This window comes from Mucilaginibacter sp. PAMB04168 (assembly GCF_039634365.2).
GTDB lineage: Bacteria > Bacteroidota > Bacteroidia > Sphingobacteriales > Sphingobacteriaceae > Mucilaginibacter.
This window is the reverse complement of sequence record NZ_CP155079.2, coordinates 1,676,182-1,691,432: the sequence shown is the minus strand read 5'-3', so window position 1 is coordinate 1,691,432 and position 15,251 is coordinate 1,676,182. Positions and strand designations below refer to the sequence as shown.

Genomic DNA, 15,251 nt, shown 5'->3' with positions numbered 1-15,251 from the left:
CATGTCAACAGCGATCCAGCTTCATTCGGTAATTACCTGTCCGGCCTGCGGCTTTCAAAAAGACGAAGAAATGCCGACAGATGCCTGTCAATACTTTTATGAATGTGACAGCTGTAAAACGCGCTTAAAGCCGTTGACAGGTGATTGTTGCGTTTTTTGCAGTTACGGCTCCGTAAAATGCCCTCCTATCCAGCAGGGTACATCCTGTTGCTCATGACACTCACGACCATAAGAAAAAGCCGACTGTAAACAGGTCAAAACCAACTGTGTATATTGCAAATGTTAAAATGGTTGGTTCTTTTTAATCTTCAATTCCGCCGATCCGAACGAATCGAAACAATTTGCCGCCAAATGCATACCTTTGAATTGGGTGACATGGTAGAGATTAGGGGCACAAAATAAAGCAAATTAATGCCTGACAGCAGTAAAGCACATTGGGAAAAAATATACCAAACCAAAAATCATGAACAGGTAAGCTGGACACAAGCTGTTCCGCAGAACTCTCTTGATTTCATTTATGGCTTTGATTTACCAAAGACTGCGAAAATCATTGACATAGGTGGCGGGGATAGTAAACTGGTAGATCACCTGCTCGAAGCCGGCTTTATTAACCTGACTGTCCTGGATATTTCAGCGACTGCACTTGAAAAAACAAAACTGCGATTGGGAAAAGAGGCAGAAACCCTTAAATGGATCGTTGCCGATATTACCGAATTTCAGCCGGAGGATAGCTATGATCTTTGGCATGACCGGGCTACCTTTCATTTTCTGACTGGAGAAGATGCGGTAAACGCTTATGTGAACATGGTAGCCAAAGCCGTTAGCCAATACCTGGTTATCGGCACTTTTTCGGAAAACGGCCCGGAAACGTGCAGTGGGCTGCCCGTCAGGCAATACACCGCAACACTTTTGCAGCAATGTTTCCAAAGTTCTTTTAAAAAAATCTGCTGTCGGACAAAAGATCATACGACACCTTTCCAGACTACCCAGAACTTTCTTTTCTGCAGTTTTAAAAGGCTTTAACTATAATTCCAAGCTAACATGCGTATTGACAGGTGTTAGATTGAACCGATGGCACATTAGGTTTAGCACATGCTGTTGGGATCTTGCCAAAAAAGCGAGCACCCCAGATGCCTCTATGGTCAGTAGTGGGTTATCGCATATTTATATCCTGCTGTACTAAGCCTTTACTTTTAACAGACTGGCATTGATTGCTACAACGACTGTACTGACGGTCATTAATACGGCCCCCGCTGCCGGGCTCAAGACAATTCCCTGATTATAAAGCACACCCGCCGCTAACGGCAATGCGACCACATTATAACCGGTAGCCCAGGCCAGGTTTTGGATCATCTTTCTATAAGTTGCTTTGCCAAATAAGATCAGACTAACAATATCCTTTGGATTACTGTTGACCAATACAATACCGGCTGTTTCCGCGGCAATGTCACTGCCTGAACCTACTGCTATCCCAATATCTGCCTGCGCCAGCGCCGGGGCATCATTCACGCCATCGCCTGTCATGGCAACAAACTCACCTTTTTGCTGCAGTTCTTTGATTTTGTCCAGCTTTTGATGTGGCAGAACTTCGGCAAAATAACCATCCATTTTCAACTGGCCGCTAACACTTGCCGCAACTTTTTGGTTATCGCCGGTTAACAGCAATGATTTAATGCCATTGTTATGCAGCGTCTGTATGGCATCAGCTGATTCCGGGCGAATGGTATCCGATAACGCGATATAGCCATATAATATCTCATTGACGATGACGAAGACCACTGTTTCGTTACCGTTAGCGATGAAGCCTTCAGGTTCGGAAAACTTATGGTCTTTTAAATAGCCGGGACTGACGACTTTGAGTTGCTTGCCTTCTACCAACGCCTCAATACCCTGACCGGTGATCGCCTTAAAACCTTTTACTTCGGGAATGCTTAATGAACGTTTTTTTATTTCCGCGAGGATTCCGGTGGCAATCGGGTGTTCTGAATTTTGTTCCAGCGCTGCTACGGTTCGCAATAGTTCGTTTTCATTTTGCTTTTTGTCATTACTTTGATGATCTATAACAACCACCCGGGCTACCTCGAATTTTCCAACGGTCAGCGTACCTGTTTTATCAAAAACAATGGTGCTGATCTTGCGGGAGTTTTCAAATGCTGTACGGTTTTTGATCAACAACCCGTGCTGGGCAGAAAGCGAAGTAGACTTGGCTACCACAAGCGGCACGGCGAGACCCAGAGCATGTGGACAACAGATCACGATCACTGTTACCATTCTTTCCATAGCAAAAGCCAGATCTTTGCCGTCCGCCAGCCAAAAAGCAAAGGTACCAAGCCCCGCAATAAGGGCAATAACGGTTAGCCATTTAGCGGCTTTATCAGCCAGGAGTTGGGTGTTTGATTTAGCGTCCTGTGCATTTTTGACCAGCGTTATCACCTTGGACAGATATGAATCTGCACCGCTATGAGTGACTTTAACCTTTAACGAGCCATTGCCATTGACCGACCCGGCAATCACGTCCTGTCCTTTAGTTTTCTGTACGGGTGTAGCCTCACCGGTAAGCATGGATTCATTCAGATAGCTTTCGCCATCCTCGATAATCCCGTCGGCGGGAATTTTTTCACCTGGCTTGATCAGGATCAGGTCTCCTGTCTTTAAGGTTTCTGTTTTAATCTCGGTCGTGTCTTTGCCTTTAATTAAGTGCGCCTCTGCCGGCATGAGTTGCACTAAAAGCTCCAATTCCCTGGAAGCTCCCGCTACCGACCGCATCTCGATCCAGTGCCCGAGCAGCATGATCAGGATCAGCGTGGTAAGTTCCCAAAAGAAGTCCATTCCTTTCAATCCGAAAACCGTTGCCGCGCTGTAAATGTAGGCTACTGTTATGGCAAAGCCGATCAGGGTCATCATGCCTGGGTTTTTAGCCTTTAATTCATTAAACCACCCACTCAAAAATGGCCAGCCGCCGTAAAGGAAAACGATGCTTGACAAGCCAAAGAGCAGGTAGCCTGAGCCGCCGAACCGAAAATCCAAATGCAGCCATTGCTGAATTTGCATAGACAGTAACATCACCGGAACCGTCAATACCAGTACCACATAAAAACGCTTTCTAAAATCAGCGATCATCATCGCATGATGATCATGACCAGCCATTCCCATATTTGGACCATGACCTTTAAGCATTTTACCATGATCCATTGATCCAGCTTCAGCGTTATAATTTGCCTGTGTACGGGCAGGTTGTTGGTGCCCTGTCATGGCGTGATGATCGTGTTGATTTTCCATTCCTCTAATGTTTTAATAAGTTAACGTCAAACCCCCGCCGAGACCCATATCACTGTCATAGTGCGTGGATAATGAAAAGTATTTAGTTAGAATATACCGAAATCCTGCTGAATACTCTTTATCCGTGTTGATCATTAAGGACATACGCAGCCGTTGCGCAACCGGAATGTCTTCACGTCCTAACTGGAAACGCAGTTTGCCGTTCCCGTCAATCCGCATGTCCGCCACAAATAACATGGGCAAGGTATAGGCAACACCCGCGACTACCGTGTGGCGGTTTTCCTTGTTGCTCACCTGACCGAACAGGTTCTTATAATCGCTGCCAAAAATATTTTTTTCATCTGGGTTAAACTTCTTGTAGTGATAATCAAAACCAACATATGGAAAAAGCCATTGGTTCCGTCCGATATAACGGCCCACCGTCGTTTCACTTTCGTAACCCATCATGGCATCCGTGCCAAGATGCCACATGGTCATCGCTTTCCAGCGTGTACTGCCCAGCATTACCTGTCCGTCTGTTCCGTTGCTTTCCAATCCGACTTTTCCCATTAGGTGTGGCATCTGGTCGTCCCAAAAGAGCTTGCGCTGCGCCAGCTTCGGATCAGGCACATCAGGATTCGGCGGGGAGTTCTCATAGCTGAATACGCGTCCCATGCCGCTCATCATGTGGTAAAGGATATGGCAGTGGAAGAACCAGTCACCACCAGGCTCATTGGCCGCAAATTCTATCGTGTCCCTCTCCATCGGCATAATGTCAAGGACATTCTTCATAGGAGCATTCTCGCCCTGCCCGTTGAGCACCCTGAAGTCATGTCCGTGCAGGTGCATCGGGTGCCGCATCATGCTATTATTGTAGAGGATGATCCGCAGGTTCTCGCCTTTTTTGATCAGGATCTTATCAGACTCGGATACCGTCTTATTATCCAGTGTCCAGACATAACGGTTCATATTTCCTGTCAGGTCAAACTTTAGCTCCCGCCACGGCCCCGCAGGCAAGCTGGTCTTTCCAGGGTCGCGAAGCATGTTATAATTCAATGTTACGATGTCCGGGTTTTCAGCGGCCATATTCATGCCTGACATGCTTTGGTCATTTGCCATTTGCATTCCAGGCATGGTAGCTTTTGTTTTTTTAGCGGCGGGTTTTTCCTCGCCTGTGATTTCCGGGTACATGACGGTGTTCATATCCATGATCTGGTTTTGCATGGTCATGCCATCCATTTGTACCATATTACCATTCATGTCCATCATATCATTCATCATTTTCATACCGGCAAAGTATTTCAGCTTTGGCATTTTACCGGCATAAACTTTATCGCCTTTGCCCAGCCAAAGTGACGCGGACTTCGTACGGTCTTCGGGGGTGACCAGGAATTCATAGCTTTTATTTTCCGGTATGGTCACCACCACATCGTAGGTTTCGGAAACTGCAACGATCAGCCGGTCGACTTCAACAGGCGCTACGTCATTGCCATCCGTTGCAACCACGGTCATTTTACCACCTGCATACTTCAACCAAAAATAAGAGGAAGCACCACCGTTGGCGATGCGCAATCTCACTTTATCACCGGCTTTGAATTGTGGTTGTTCATTTTGATTTTTTCCATTGATGAGAAAATTATCATAGTATACATCGCTCACATCCATGGCGGTCATACGCTTCCATTCATTGGCAACCTTCGTTTTGAAGTTGCCTGATCTTATCGCTTCGAGGTAGCTTTGCGTTGTTCCCTTTTTGATGGCGAACCAATCCGTAGCGGCATGAAGGCTCCGCTGAACCTCCTTGGGATTCATATTCGTCCAGTCACTTAATACCAGCGGAATGGTCGGAATGTCCCATTCCTGGCGTTTATTCATGATAAATGCACCGTACATGCCGATCTGTTCCTGTAAACCCGTATGACTGTGATACCAATGGGTGCCATGTTGTTTGATGGGAAACTTATATAAATGCGTTTCACCCGGCTTGATCGGCATCTGGGTCATGTTAGGCACTCCGTCGTAACGGTTGGGTAGAAACAGTCCGTGCCAGTGCAGCGAGGTTTCTTCTTTCAGTTTGTTGTGAACATAGATTTCCGCAGTATCGCCTTCCGTAAATGTCAATGTCGGCATGGGAATACTGCCGTTTACGGCAATGGCACGCTTTGGTTTTCCACCATAGGTAACGGTAGTGTCGGCTATAAAAAGGTCATACCGAACCGTACGGGGCGGATATTTAGCGCTAATGGTTTTGATAGACCCTAAATGGTCTTTTGCAGCTTGAATATCGGCCGGTCCGCTGCTCATTTTCATACCATCCATCTTCATACCCTCCATTTTTCCACCTGTTTTCGCACTGTCCGTTGCGGGCATGTTCAGTCCAGACATATTCATAGCTTTTGGTTGCTCTTTGACCAGTTTCATCCCGCACTTGGGGCAGTTGCCTGGTTGGGCCGAATGAATATCAGGATGCATCGGGCATGTATAACTGACAGCACTTGCCGCAGGCGCTTTTTCCATCGGCTTGTTATCCGCCTTCAGGTTTTTTCCCTTTAGTGTCATGTTTTTAGCGGCTGTCTTTGGGGCAACTGCCTTTGGTTTTTCTTTAACCAGCTTCATGCCGCATTTGGGGCAATTACCAGGTTTTGCGTCATGGATTTCCGGATGCATAGGGCAGGTATAAGTGACCTGCTGCTGTTTCTGCATTCCCGGCATACCCTGCATATCGGTTTGAGCCTTCGCTATTTGCCCGAATAAAAGTATCAGCACAATAAGTGTTATATTTTTCATCTTTTAACTTTTACGGCAGGGTGCTGCTGGCTTCTTTAGCCCAACTCAGCAACGTTGCCTTATCTTCTTTATTAAGTATCGCATCACGGTGTATGATCGTATAGGAGCTTAAGGGCATGGTACCTTCTTCCAGGCTTTCGCCAATGGCCCTTATGCGGCTTCGCTGCCGCCTGGCAGCGTAATCACCGAATTCGTCAAAATTTAATTCATTTTTACCGCGCCTGATATGACCATCCAGTATATACCGGAATGGCTGCAGTTGCGCGTACCAGGGATAGTTGGTATGATCGCTATGACAATCATAACATGACCGTTTCAATATGACCTGAGCGTTTGATGGAACCTGGATAACCTCTGCCATCGTTTTACCGGCAGGAGCTTTTCCTTGGTTATGGTCGCGCGGGAAAAATTGCATAGCAGCAAGCAGCAGCGCCCCTGATCCGATGATCTTAACCGTCCTGTTCATGGTCATTTATTTTAATTCTTCCTTCACATTTCCGCAGGTTGACATGCCTGAACCCATATAGGGGTTTTTGATCTCTTTACTTTCACTTAGCCAGATCGCCCCTTTTTTATCATTATACATGGGGCAATGATCGACGAATAATGACCGTCCCGCACCGAAAAGCTTGACCAGATCATACATATCTTTGCTCAGCATATCAAAGTGTTCACGCTGATGCGGCAGTTTTCCCGCGCTTTCGCCAATGTGCTCGGCCATTTCATGCGCGTCGTCGGCAATGTCCTCGAAAGATTTTTTCTGGGTGGCTGAAAGTGCGGACTTATCAAACTTTCCAAAACCATCAGCGAGGGCTTTACCAGCCGTTGCAGCGTCCTTACTGTTGTCTTGCGCCAGCGCATTTTTCAATTCCAAATAACTGCCAACGAGGCCATTTACCGCTGTAGCAGGCTTTGAAGAAGTAGCGGATTGTCCTGGCGTATTTGCCGTTTTGGTTGAATCAGTAGCCGTGGAGGTTGATGTGGATTTATTGTTATTGCAAGCTGTGAATGAAACTGCGGTGATGGCTAAGCTAACTATGATTAAATTTTTCATGATGTGTAAATTTTGTAATGAGCAATGACCGGCAAATGATCAACATTTGCCGGTTAAGCTTTATGGATAAACTTATTTATTAAGGGTTTCGGTAACCTTGCCACAGGTGAGCATTTGGTTTCCGTAGTATGGGTTCTTGATCGCAGCTTCAGCAGAAAGCCAATAGCTTTTCTTCATCGGGCAATAAGCATAATAAACCGGCTTATCCGATAATTTTACTGCTTTTGCCAGGTTGAAGAAGTTCAACGAGAAATTGGCAAAGTGTTCCCGCTGATGGGCGATATCCTTGCTCTCCGAAATATGCCGCGCATCAAAGGCAAGCTTTTCCTGTAAAAGCATAAAAGTGTCCATCTCCGGCTTGTCCAGCGTCTTCATATCGACCCCATTGATCGCTTTCAGGAACTCGGTAGCATGAGTGGCTGCGTCCGGGCTGTTTGAGGTGACAAGCGCGTCTTTGACGCCGTAATAAGAGGACAATAAAGAAGAAAGGGATGATGTTTTCGCATCCTGGGCAAAAAGTTGTTGTGTAAACGCAGTTGCAATGAAGGCAACCAGTAAAAATGTCTTTTTCATGATCTGAGAATTAAAATAAAGTATAAAATTCGGGCATGGCTACGCCATGTAACGGTTTAAACTTAATCGTAATCAGATCAACAGGCTGCGATGAATGATATAAATATTTCTTGTCGGGGGACGCTGTCGCTCGTCAATAACGATACGGGGTATAATAATAACGCCAGGATCAGGCACCAACGAAAATATGAGGTTGTCGCTGGTATATAACAGTGGCGCTTTTAAGACCAGGTGGTCGGTCGACGGGACAAGCTTGGCCAATGAAATAAAGTTATTTACCGCGCTTTGGCAGCAAGGTTCATCAGTGCCTATCGTAGTTTGTCCGGGAAGCAGTTGACGATGCGTGTGTTTAACGGCAGCATGATGGTGTTCATGACTTTCGACAGCTTCGTGATGGTTATCGTGGGACATATGTAAAGCGCAGCTAAACCCGGCAACGGTATTCAGCATAAATATAAAGAGTAACAAAAGCGCTTTACTTTTCATCCTATACAAAACTAAAAAACCATTAGCAATAACATTTATATAATTCCGTCAATATTTTATAGGCTACGAACATTACACTGCTTCCTTTGCAATCTTCTGCATAATGGAATGATCGTCGCCAAATTTGCACAGCGCGTCACAATGCTGCCGAAGGTCAGAAAAGCAAATGTATTTCATTTCCATATTCCCTTGCCGGATCGATGGCCTGGTAAGCTGCATAACAACATCTTTTTCGCGTTGGTCAGGCACCACGAGATATAATACTTCCTCCTTGCTATTCAGGCTGCAACTCAGATCGGTCAGCCGCAGTATCCCGGAATAGATACTTGTGCTTTTCTCCACTTCAAACGCGGCGATGACTTTAGGGGTGCCTTTTTGGAACCAAAGAACGTCGATCAACTTAACGGTGTTCAGTACCTCTTTGTCCAAAACTAACGGGGGGAAGTTGGCCAGCGAAATAAAGGTGAACTTATTTCCGTTCCACTCTTTAGAGCGGTCGTTAGAGGCGGCGATCACATCGTAGCCGAGTGCATGCCCGATCTTTAGCAGATGGAACTGCATTTCATTGTGAAGATGTTCATCGGCAGTTTCCGCACGCTTTTCTTTATGACGTTTTTCAATGAGTTTTTCCAACCGGTTACGCTCGGTCTCTGAAAGGTATTCATCTTTTCCTAAAAGCAGTTTTTGGGTGCCGATCTCAAATAGCAATCCAGAGAACGCACCGGTGTCAAGCGATAATTCATTGCAATGCTGGCGGTTCATGTCCATAATGACTTCTCTGACCTTCAGGTATTCGCTCCAACTGCCTAATTTTTTCTTGTCTTTAAAAAGGTAGTTGAACCCGTTGATGATCGCGGTATTGAACGGCGGTATCCAGGTAGGGTGCAGGAAATACAGGATACTGGCAACCGCAGGCCCCAGGCCTTTGATCTTAAGCGCATCCAATTTTTCAATCTCTTTAACCACCTGCTCTTCATTTTTTGCATGGATGCAATTTTCCAGGAATTGCCCGAAAGCGATCTTATTCGACTGATTTTCGTAGATATCAGGAATCCTCAATTTTGGCTTCCAGTAAAAGGGATGCGAAGCCCCCTCGAAAACCTGCTTTTGTTCCGTAATGCAGGACAGCACAAATTCCAGGGAACTGCCTTTAAAATCGTTCCCGAAACGCTTGCTTTTGATGTCTTCGATCACTTGCAATACACCCCGCCGGATCGAGCGGAAGGCTTTTAAGCGTTCTTCATTATTGATAAACCAGGTATTGTAAACTGATTCCTGATCATTTTTATACTGATGAATTATAGATAATAAGTGCTCGCTCATGTATTAAAAAAAACTAATATACTATAAAAGCGAGAAGATGTTATCTACAGCATTTTTTTACGAAAAGCACTTTAAAAAGCCAGACCAATGTTTTCTTCACTCGACTCATATTCCTATTGATAATTTCCTTTGCGGATATTTATTTTTCCATTCTACTTAGAATCTGCTTCATTTCAGCAATCTCCTTTTCCTGTGCATCAATAATGTCACGGGATAGTTTTTTCACTTCCGGATCTTTGATGTTGGCATGTTTACTGGTCATAATGGCAATGGAATGGTGCGGGATCATCCCTTTCATGTATTGTACGTCACCAATACCGGCCTGTGTACGAACGCCTGTCAGTGCTAACCCAAAAACAGCGACGCTGGAAATAACAATGATCGCATTGAGCTTTTTATTCTGGTACATCATCCGCATCATGGCAAGCATGATGAGAGCCATCGCGCTGATCATGATGAGCGTCATATAAAACCGCGTCATATTAAGATAAATATGGTCAATTTGGTCATCGTCCAGGTACATGATAGCGTACATGACGATGTAGGATGCCAACAGCATCAAGACGAATTTTTTATAATTTCCTTTTTCCATTTTTTGGTAAATTTTGATTAAAGAATTAAATAGCCATTGCCCCGAAACGGGGCAATGGCTGAATTTGTTGATTAAGCGGCAGTTGCCATCTCCTCACAAGCTTCGGCGCATTTGCGGCAAGCTTCCGCACAAGCCTGACAATGCTCCATATCGTGCTTGGCGCATTCATCTCCGCACGCTTTACAAACATCTGCACAGACCCTGCACAAGTGTGCACTGAACCCGCTTCCCAAACTCATGACCTCTGCTGCAGCCCGGCATATTGCCGCGCATTCTAAATCCAATTGGATACAACGGGACATCATCTTAATATCCTTTTCCTGAAGGCATGAAGTTGCACAATGGCTGCAAGCCACTGCACAGGCAACACACTCATCGATACAATCCTGAAATTTTTGATGTGACATAATCATTTGTTTTATAGTTATAAACTTAGTGAATTACATTATTTATTGCCCCTGGCCAATAGCCAGTCCTGGAACTGATCTATTTCCTTCATTTGTGCATCGATAATATTGGTAGCCATCGTTTTCATACGCTGTTCCTGCCCATGCAAAAGTTCGAGACGAGCGTTTTCAATTGCACTTTGATGGTGGCCGATCATTAGAATAGCAAAGTCGTGGTCGATGTCCCCGTTTATGATCTGCAAATCCGCCTGTTTTCCTGCTTTTTTCATGTTATCCATCTGCATGGTATCAAAATTAGGGTCGTTGGTATGAGGTGGATGGGAGGCGAGAAAGGCGGTAAGCTGCGTTATTTCTGCTTGTTGGCTGGTCATAATAGATTGGGCCATTTGTTTCATTGTTGCATCGCTGCCACTTTTCAGTTCGAGATTGGCCATATCAATTGCGCCCTGATGGTGCATGCGCATCATCATAGCAAAATCGTTGTCGGGATCTTTAGTCATCTTCATGGTATCCATTTTCGACATCATTTGATGCATAATGCTCATCATCTGATCCTGATCGTGATTCTGAATTTTGATTTCATTGTTGTCTTTCGTACAGGCAGCAAAAAAGCCTGCGATAACCAGTAGCCAGGTCAATTTTATTACGTTTTTCATGGTTTCAGTTTTTAGTTATCCCCTTATTTATTTATGTGATTGCATCCAATGTTCCATTTTACTGATATCACTGGTTTGTTCAGGAATGGATTTTTGAGCCATCGATCGGAGCTTGCCATTTTTTGCATTTGCTAAGATGCTTTTCGCCATTATCAACCCGTCTTTGTGGTGCTTGGTCATCATATCTGCAAATTCATGATCTATGGAAGACATGGACATGTTCCCAGTTTTCATCATCGCCATCATATTGTCACTCATAGCCTTACCCGCACCTGAATTTTTATTGGCCGGATCATAATTTTTATTTCCGCTTTGTAGGGTAGGGATTAATTGATCAAGCTCTGTAACCTCCTTAGTTTGCGCGTCCACTATTTTTTGTGCCAAACTTTTCATTACGGCATCTTTACCCTGCTGCACTTCCACCTTGGCCATGTCAATTGCGCCCATGTGGTGAATTCTGAGCATAGTTGCAAAATCAAGGTCGATATTACCCTTCATCTGCTGAGCATGCATCTCCTTCATCATTTTATTCATTGCTTCCATAAGCGGGTCGCCTTGCATTTGAGCTAACATTGATACATCCGTCGTTGGATAGTAGTGGCTGCTCATTAATCGGCCGTTCATTGCCATTTCGGCGTTCATTCCTGTTGCGCCTAGCGCAAAAAGTGGAATCATTACAATTGATGTTTTCATAGATATTATTGATTATTAAAATTTAATGCGTTTGAATTAGTAAATGACAGTAAGGCCCCCTCCAAAGCCGTACTGGTTATCGTAACTGAGTGATAACGCAAAATATTTGGTGAGCACATACCGCGTATCCATTTGGAATTCCTTGTCAGTATTATAAGACGCACCAAGATAAAGCCTGCTGGAAAGCGGGATGTCTTCCCTGCTCAAAGCAAATCGGAACTTTCCTTTTGAGTTGACGCGTGCATCCGTTTGTATAAATAGCGGCAACAAGTATCTTAAGCCTACAACTGCACTATTTTCACTATACTGTGTGAACCGGCCACCCTTCGTGTTTTTTTCAAAGCTTCCACCGATATAAGCCGCAAGGTATTGCGGGTTATCCAGGTAACGTTCCGCGCGCGGTTCAAATTCGTATCTTCCATCGTAGCTCGCACGGTAGTTTGCATTGAACTCATAACGGGTATTGGAGACAAAGATGCTTCCGGTGTTGGTCTGAGAATGAAAGGACAGCTGCGCCCAGGTGTAAAACTGCCGGTCATCATTAATTACCGGGTTGTTCGGCTGATATTTCGCTACATCAGGGTTACTTGGCGAATCTTCATAACGTACCACCCTTGCCATACCTGACATCATGTGATAAAGTGTGTGGCAATGGAAAAACCAGTCGTGTGCTTCGTCGGCCAGATACTCTATCGTTTGTACCTTCATCGGTTCAATACTCACCGTATGTTTAAGTGGTGCGGAATCGCCTTTAGCATTCAGTACACGAAAAAAATGTCCGTGCAGGTGCATCGGGTGTTCCATCATCGTCGTATTATGAAACACAAAGCGGACAATTTCTCCTTTCCTGATTAGTAACCTGTCTGCTTCTGATAGCGGTTTATTATTGATAAACCAGGTGTAACGTAGCATGCTGCCAGTAAGATATAAATGATAGGTTCGAACAGTGTGCTTTCCTTCAATGGCTGTAGTAGAATTAGCCTCCAGCATATCATAGCTTAGAATTTTTCCTTTCCCGCCTAAACCCAGCAGCATGGATTGGCCGGGCCCCATAGGCGTTCCTTTCCCATCATCTTTCATTTTCATAGCCATCCCACCCATGTTCATATCGTCCATTCCCGGCTGCATGGCCATACCCGGCGTTTTTTCCTTATCTTGCTTTCCATTCTTTGAACTATCGGAGGCCATTCCGGACATTTGATCCATCTTCATTCCGGGCATGTTCATTTTCTGCATATTTTGACGACTGGGATCTTGTCCATTCATCTTCATATTTCCCATCTTCATCATCCCATCACTTTTTGAAAACTCGAGACCGTCGTTTTTTACTTTGGAATTCGGAACGGAGTTCATGGGCATATTCATCATGCCCATCATTTGATTGAAAGTATGGGTAAACCGGTAATAGGGCACTTTTGGAATGTCCGTGGTTTTAAATTCTTTGCCGCTACCAAACCATGCCGAAACTTTTCCGGTAATATCCTGCGCCGTGGCCCGGAATTCATATTTACCGGAGGCAGGTATCTTAATGAGCACGTCATAAGTCTCAGCTGTTCCAATTAAAATTTTATCGACCTGAACTGGCTTTACAGCTAAGCCATCCGCAGCTATCACGGTCATTGACCCGCCTGCATAATTAAGCCAGAAGTAACTGGACGCTGAACCATTAATGATGCGCATCTTCACGGTTTCCCCAGCCTTGAACCGTGTAAAATCCTGATTGCCTTGCCCGTTGGCCAGAAAACGGTCATATTTTACATCCACAAGGTCCATCGCTGGCATACGCATCCAGTCCAGCTTCAATTTGTCGCTCAGGTAACCCTTTTCTATAGCTCCGCCATAGCTCAGTACGCTGCCCCGCTGGATAGAGAACCAGTCGCTGCCCCGCTTAAGCATTCTTAAAACCTCTTTTGGCCGGTAATCGGTCCAATCGGACAACATAAAGACCTGTTCCGGGTAATTATCTTTGCGAACCTGCGGCTGTATCACAATAGGGCCGTATAGGCCAGCCTGCTCGTCTAACTCGGTGTGAGTATGATACCAGTAGGTACCGGTCTGACGGATGGGTATGACGTTCGTAAACGTCGTGCCTGGTTCTATAGGCACGGTACTGATGTAAGGTACGCCATCGTATTTATTGGGTACGAGCAAGCCGTGCCAGTGGATAGATGTTGTAGTTTTTCGGTGGTTATGGATACGGATATAAGCCGTGTCACCTTCCGTAAATCTTAAAACAGGGCCTGGTATCTGGCCGTTAATAGCCAGGGCTTTGACGCGCTTACCGGTGTAGTTAACTATGGTATCGCCGATATTAAGATCATAATATACCCGTTTGCCTGCATGAATAAGGTGATCATTTAGTGTGGATGACGTACTTTTAATGGTATCGCCTGGATTCGCCGGCTGTGCGGTCATCTTCATGCCCGGCATGCTGCCTGTTCCCATACTCATTCCATGTGCTGGCTCAGACATGTCCATATTTTGCATGCTATTTGCAGCGGACTTTTCCGGCATTTTTCTTCCGGGCATTATACCACTATTGGAATGGTTCATTTTCATTCCAATCATGCTACCCACACCTTTCCTGTTCGCCGTTCTTTTCCTCGATCGCTTTTGCGCCGTACTCGCTTTCGTTTTCGGGTTTGTTTGCGAAATTTTTGATTTTTCAGGCTGATTTTTCTGCGATGAATTCATGTTCATACCGGGCATTTCATGTTGTTGGGCATGGGCAACCAAAGTCACGCAGAGATAACTTATTAGGAGTACTGTCTTCAGGTTTTTCATAACAAATGCTTTATACCTTATCTAATGATTTTCTGGGCAGCTGATCGGACGATTTATACTGGCTCGGCGTTAACCCGGTTATGGTTTTGAACTGTGTGGACAAATGGGCGCTGCTGCTGTAGCCCATTTTCCAGGCGATCTCATTCATGTTGAGTTCGCCGTACTCCAGCAGTTCTTTCACTTTTTCGATCTTTTGCTGAATAATGAATTTTTCTATGGTGGTATCCTCGGATTCCGAGAACATCCGGCTGAGGTAGGTATAATCCTTATGAACCTGATCGGACAGGTAATCTGAAAAACTAAGGCGATTGTCGGCAAGGTCGCTGTGATGGACCTTTTCAATGATCAGGTCTTTGATGCGCTGCACAACGCGGTCTTTTTCATTGTCAATCAGTTCGAAGCCAAGCAGCTTCAGAGCGGAGGAAACAGCACTTAATTGAACGGCATCCGGCTCAGGCTGTACATCCGCGCTGCCTAGAGCAATTGCAGTGACGCGGAAACCTAAATTTTCCAGTTGTTGTTTAACGACCATAATGCAGCGGTCGCAAACCATATTTTTAATATATAATGTCATGTTTTAATTCAAGCTAAAGAAAGTGAAGGCAATACTACTTCAGGCCGCAGAAATGCGGCAATGC

At 45.1% G+C, this 15,251-nt stretch carries 15 protein-coding genes; 2 read left to right on the top strand and 13 right to left on the bottom strand.

Annotated features, from left to right (window positions below; genetic code table 11):
- The first annotated feature begins 1 nt into the window (after position 1).
- Entirely contained in the window at positions 2-217 is a 216-nt protein-coding gene (locus ABDD94_RS07325) for a GDCCVxC domain-containing (seleno)protein (protein WP_345955299.1), read from the top strand.
- 194 nt (positions 218-411) lie between these two features.
- Positions 412-1,023 (top strand): class I SAM-dependent methyltransferase, encoded by a 612-nt coding sequence (locus ABDD94_RS07320; RefSeq protein WP_345955298.1) that lies wholly within the window; start codon positions 412-414, stop codon positions 1,021-1,023.
- 156 nt (positions 1,024-1,179) lie between these two features.
- Here ABDD94_RS07320 and ABDD94_RS07315 read toward each other — a convergent pair whose 3' ends face one another.
- From ABDD94_RS07315 to ABDD94_RS07255, 13 genes are all read right to left on the bottom strand, one after another.
- Positions 1,180-3,279, bottom strand: coding sequence for a heavy metal translocating P-type ATPase (locus tag ABDD94_RS07315; protein WP_345955297.1), 2,100 nt, complete (start codon positions 3,277-3,279; stop codon positions 1,180-1,182).
- Positions 3,280-3,291: 12 nt separating this feature from the next.
- Positions 3,292-6,045 (bottom strand): multicopper oxidase domain-containing protein, encoded by a 2,754-nt coding sequence (locus tag ABDD94_RS07310; RefSeq protein ID WP_345955296.1) that lies wholly within the window; start codon positions 6,043-6,045, stop codon positions 3,292-3,294.
- A 10-nt stretch (positions 6,046-6,055) separates the two neighbouring features.
- On the bottom strand, positions 6,056-6,511 hold the full coding sequence (locus ABDD94_RS07305; RefSeq protein WP_345955295.1) for a heme-binding domain-containing protein: 456 nt from the start codon (positions 6,509-6,511) through the stop codon (positions 6,056-6,058).
- Between the two features lie 6 nt (positions 6,512-6,517).
- Entirely contained in the window at positions 6,518-7,099 is a 582-nt protein-coding gene (locus ABDD94_RS07300) for a DUF3347 domain-containing protein (RefSeq protein ID WP_157526407.1), read from the bottom strand.
- A 72-nt stretch (positions 7,100-7,171) separates the two neighbouring features.
- Positions 7,172-7,672: a DUF3347 domain-containing protein gene (locus ABDD94_RS07295; RefSeq protein ID WP_345955294.1), complete on the bottom strand. Its 501-nt coding sequence runs from the start codon at positions 7,670-7,672 to the stop codon at positions 7,172-7,174.
- A gap of 72 nt (positions 7,673-7,744) precedes the next feature.
- Positions 7,745-8,083, bottom strand: coding sequence for a hypothetical protein (locus ABDD94_RS07290; protein ID WP_345955293.1), 339 nt, complete (start codon positions 8,081-8,083; stop codon positions 7,745-7,747).
- Positions 8,084-8,230: 147 nt separating this feature from the next.
- Positions 8,231-9,481, bottom strand: coding sequence for a hypothetical protein (locus ABDD94_RS07285; RefSeq protein ID WP_345955292.1), 1,251 nt, complete (start codon positions 9,479-9,481; stop codon positions 8,231-8,233).
- Positions 9,482-9,620: 139 nt separating this feature from the next.
- A complete protein-coding gene (locus ABDD94_RS07280; RefSeq protein WP_157526414.1) occupies positions 9,621-10,073 on the bottom strand; it encodes a DUF305 domain-containing protein in 453 nt (150 codons plus the stop codon).
- 71 nt (positions 10,074-10,144) lie between these two features.
- On the bottom strand, positions 10,145-10,312 hold the full coding sequence (locus ABDD94_RS07275; RefSeq protein WP_243749164.1) for a four-helix bundle copper-binding protein: 168 nt from the start codon (positions 10,310-10,312) through the stop codon (positions 10,145-10,147).
- 206 nt (positions 10,313-10,518) lie between these two features.
- A complete protein-coding gene (locus ABDD94_RS07270; protein ID WP_345955291.1) occupies positions 10,519-11,136 on the bottom strand; it encodes a DUF305 domain-containing protein in 618 nt (205 codons plus the stop codon).
- 27 nt (positions 11,137-11,163) lie between these two features.
- On the bottom strand, positions 11,164-11,829 hold the full coding sequence (locus tag ABDD94_RS07265; RefSeq protein WP_157526420.1) for a DUF305 domain-containing protein: 666 nt from the start codon (positions 11,827-11,829) through the stop codon (positions 11,164-11,166).
- 36 nt (positions 11,830-11,865) lie between these two features.
- On the bottom strand, positions 11,866-14,613 hold the full coding sequence (locus tag ABDD94_RS07260) for a multicopper oxidase domain-containing protein (RefSeq protein ID WP_345955290.1): 2,748 nt from the start codon (positions 14,611-14,613) through the stop codon (positions 11,866-11,868).
- 10 nt (positions 14,614-14,623) lie between these two features.
- On the bottom strand, positions 14,624-15,187 hold the full coding sequence (locus ABDD94_RS07255; protein ID WP_157526424.1) for a helix-turn-helix domain-containing protein: 564 nt from the start codon (positions 15,185-15,187) through the stop codon (positions 14,624-14,626).
- Positions 15,188-15,251 lie beyond the last annotated feature (64 nt).

Coding starts and splice junctions, on each gene's coding strand:
- ABDD94_RS07305 (WP_345955295.1), bottom strand. CDS start 6,511: ATGAACAGGACGGTTAAGATCATCGGATCAGGGGCGCTGCTGCTTGCT.
- ABDD94_RS07310 (WP_345955296.1), bottom strand. CDS start 6,045: ATGAAAAATATAACACTTATTGTGCTGATACTTTTATTCGGGCAAATA.
- ABDD94_RS07295 (WP_345955294.1), bottom strand. CDS start 7,672: ATGAAAAAGACATTTTTACTGGTTGCCTTCATTGCAACTGCGTTTACA.
- ABDD94_RS07285 (WP_345955292.1), bottom strand. CDS start 9,481: ATGAGCGAGCACTTATTATCTATAATTCATCAGTATAAAAATGATCAG.
- ABDD94_RS07260 (WP_345955290.1), bottom strand. CDS start 14,613: ATGAAAAACCTGAAGACAGTACTCCTAATAAGTTATCTCTGCGTGACT.
- ABDD94_RS07320 (WP_345955298.1), top strand. CDS start 412: ATGCCTGACAGCAGTAAAGCACATTGGGAAAAAATATACCAAACCAAA.
- ABDD94_RS07275 (WP_243749164.1), bottom strand. CDS start 10,312: ATGAGTTTGGGAAGCGGGTTCAGTGCACACTTGTGCAGGGTCTGTGCA.
- ABDD94_RS07300 (WP_157526407.1), bottom strand. CDS start 7,099: ATGAAAAATTTAATCATAGTTAGCTTAGCCATCACCGCAGTTTCATTC.
- ABDD94_RS07290 (WP_345955293.1), bottom strand. CDS start 8,083: ATGTCCCACGATAACCATCACGAAGCTGTCGAAAGTCATGAACACCAT.
- ABDD94_RS07265 (WP_157526420.1), bottom strand. CDS start 11,829: ATGAAAACATCAATTGTAATGATTCCACTTTTTGCGCTAGGCGCAACA.
- ABDD94_RS07270 (WP_345955291.1), bottom strand. CDS start 11,136: ATGAAAAACGTAATAAAATTGACCTGGCTACTGGTTATCGCAGGCTTT.
- ABDD94_RS07255 (WP_157526424.1), bottom strand. CDS start 15,187: ATGACATTATATATTAAAAATATGGTTTGCGACCGCTGCATTATGGTC.
- ABDD94_RS07280 (WP_157526414.1), bottom strand. CDS start 10,073: ATGGAAAAAGGAAATTATAAAAAATTCGTCTTGATGCTGTTGGCATCC.
- ABDD94_RS07325 (WP_345955299.1), top strand. CDS start 2: ATGTCAACAGCGATCCAGCTTCATTCGGTAATTACCTGTCCGGCCTGC.
- ABDD94_RS07315 (WP_345955297.1), bottom strand. CDS start 3,279: ATGGAAAATCAACACGATCATCACGCCATGACAGGGCACCAACAACCT.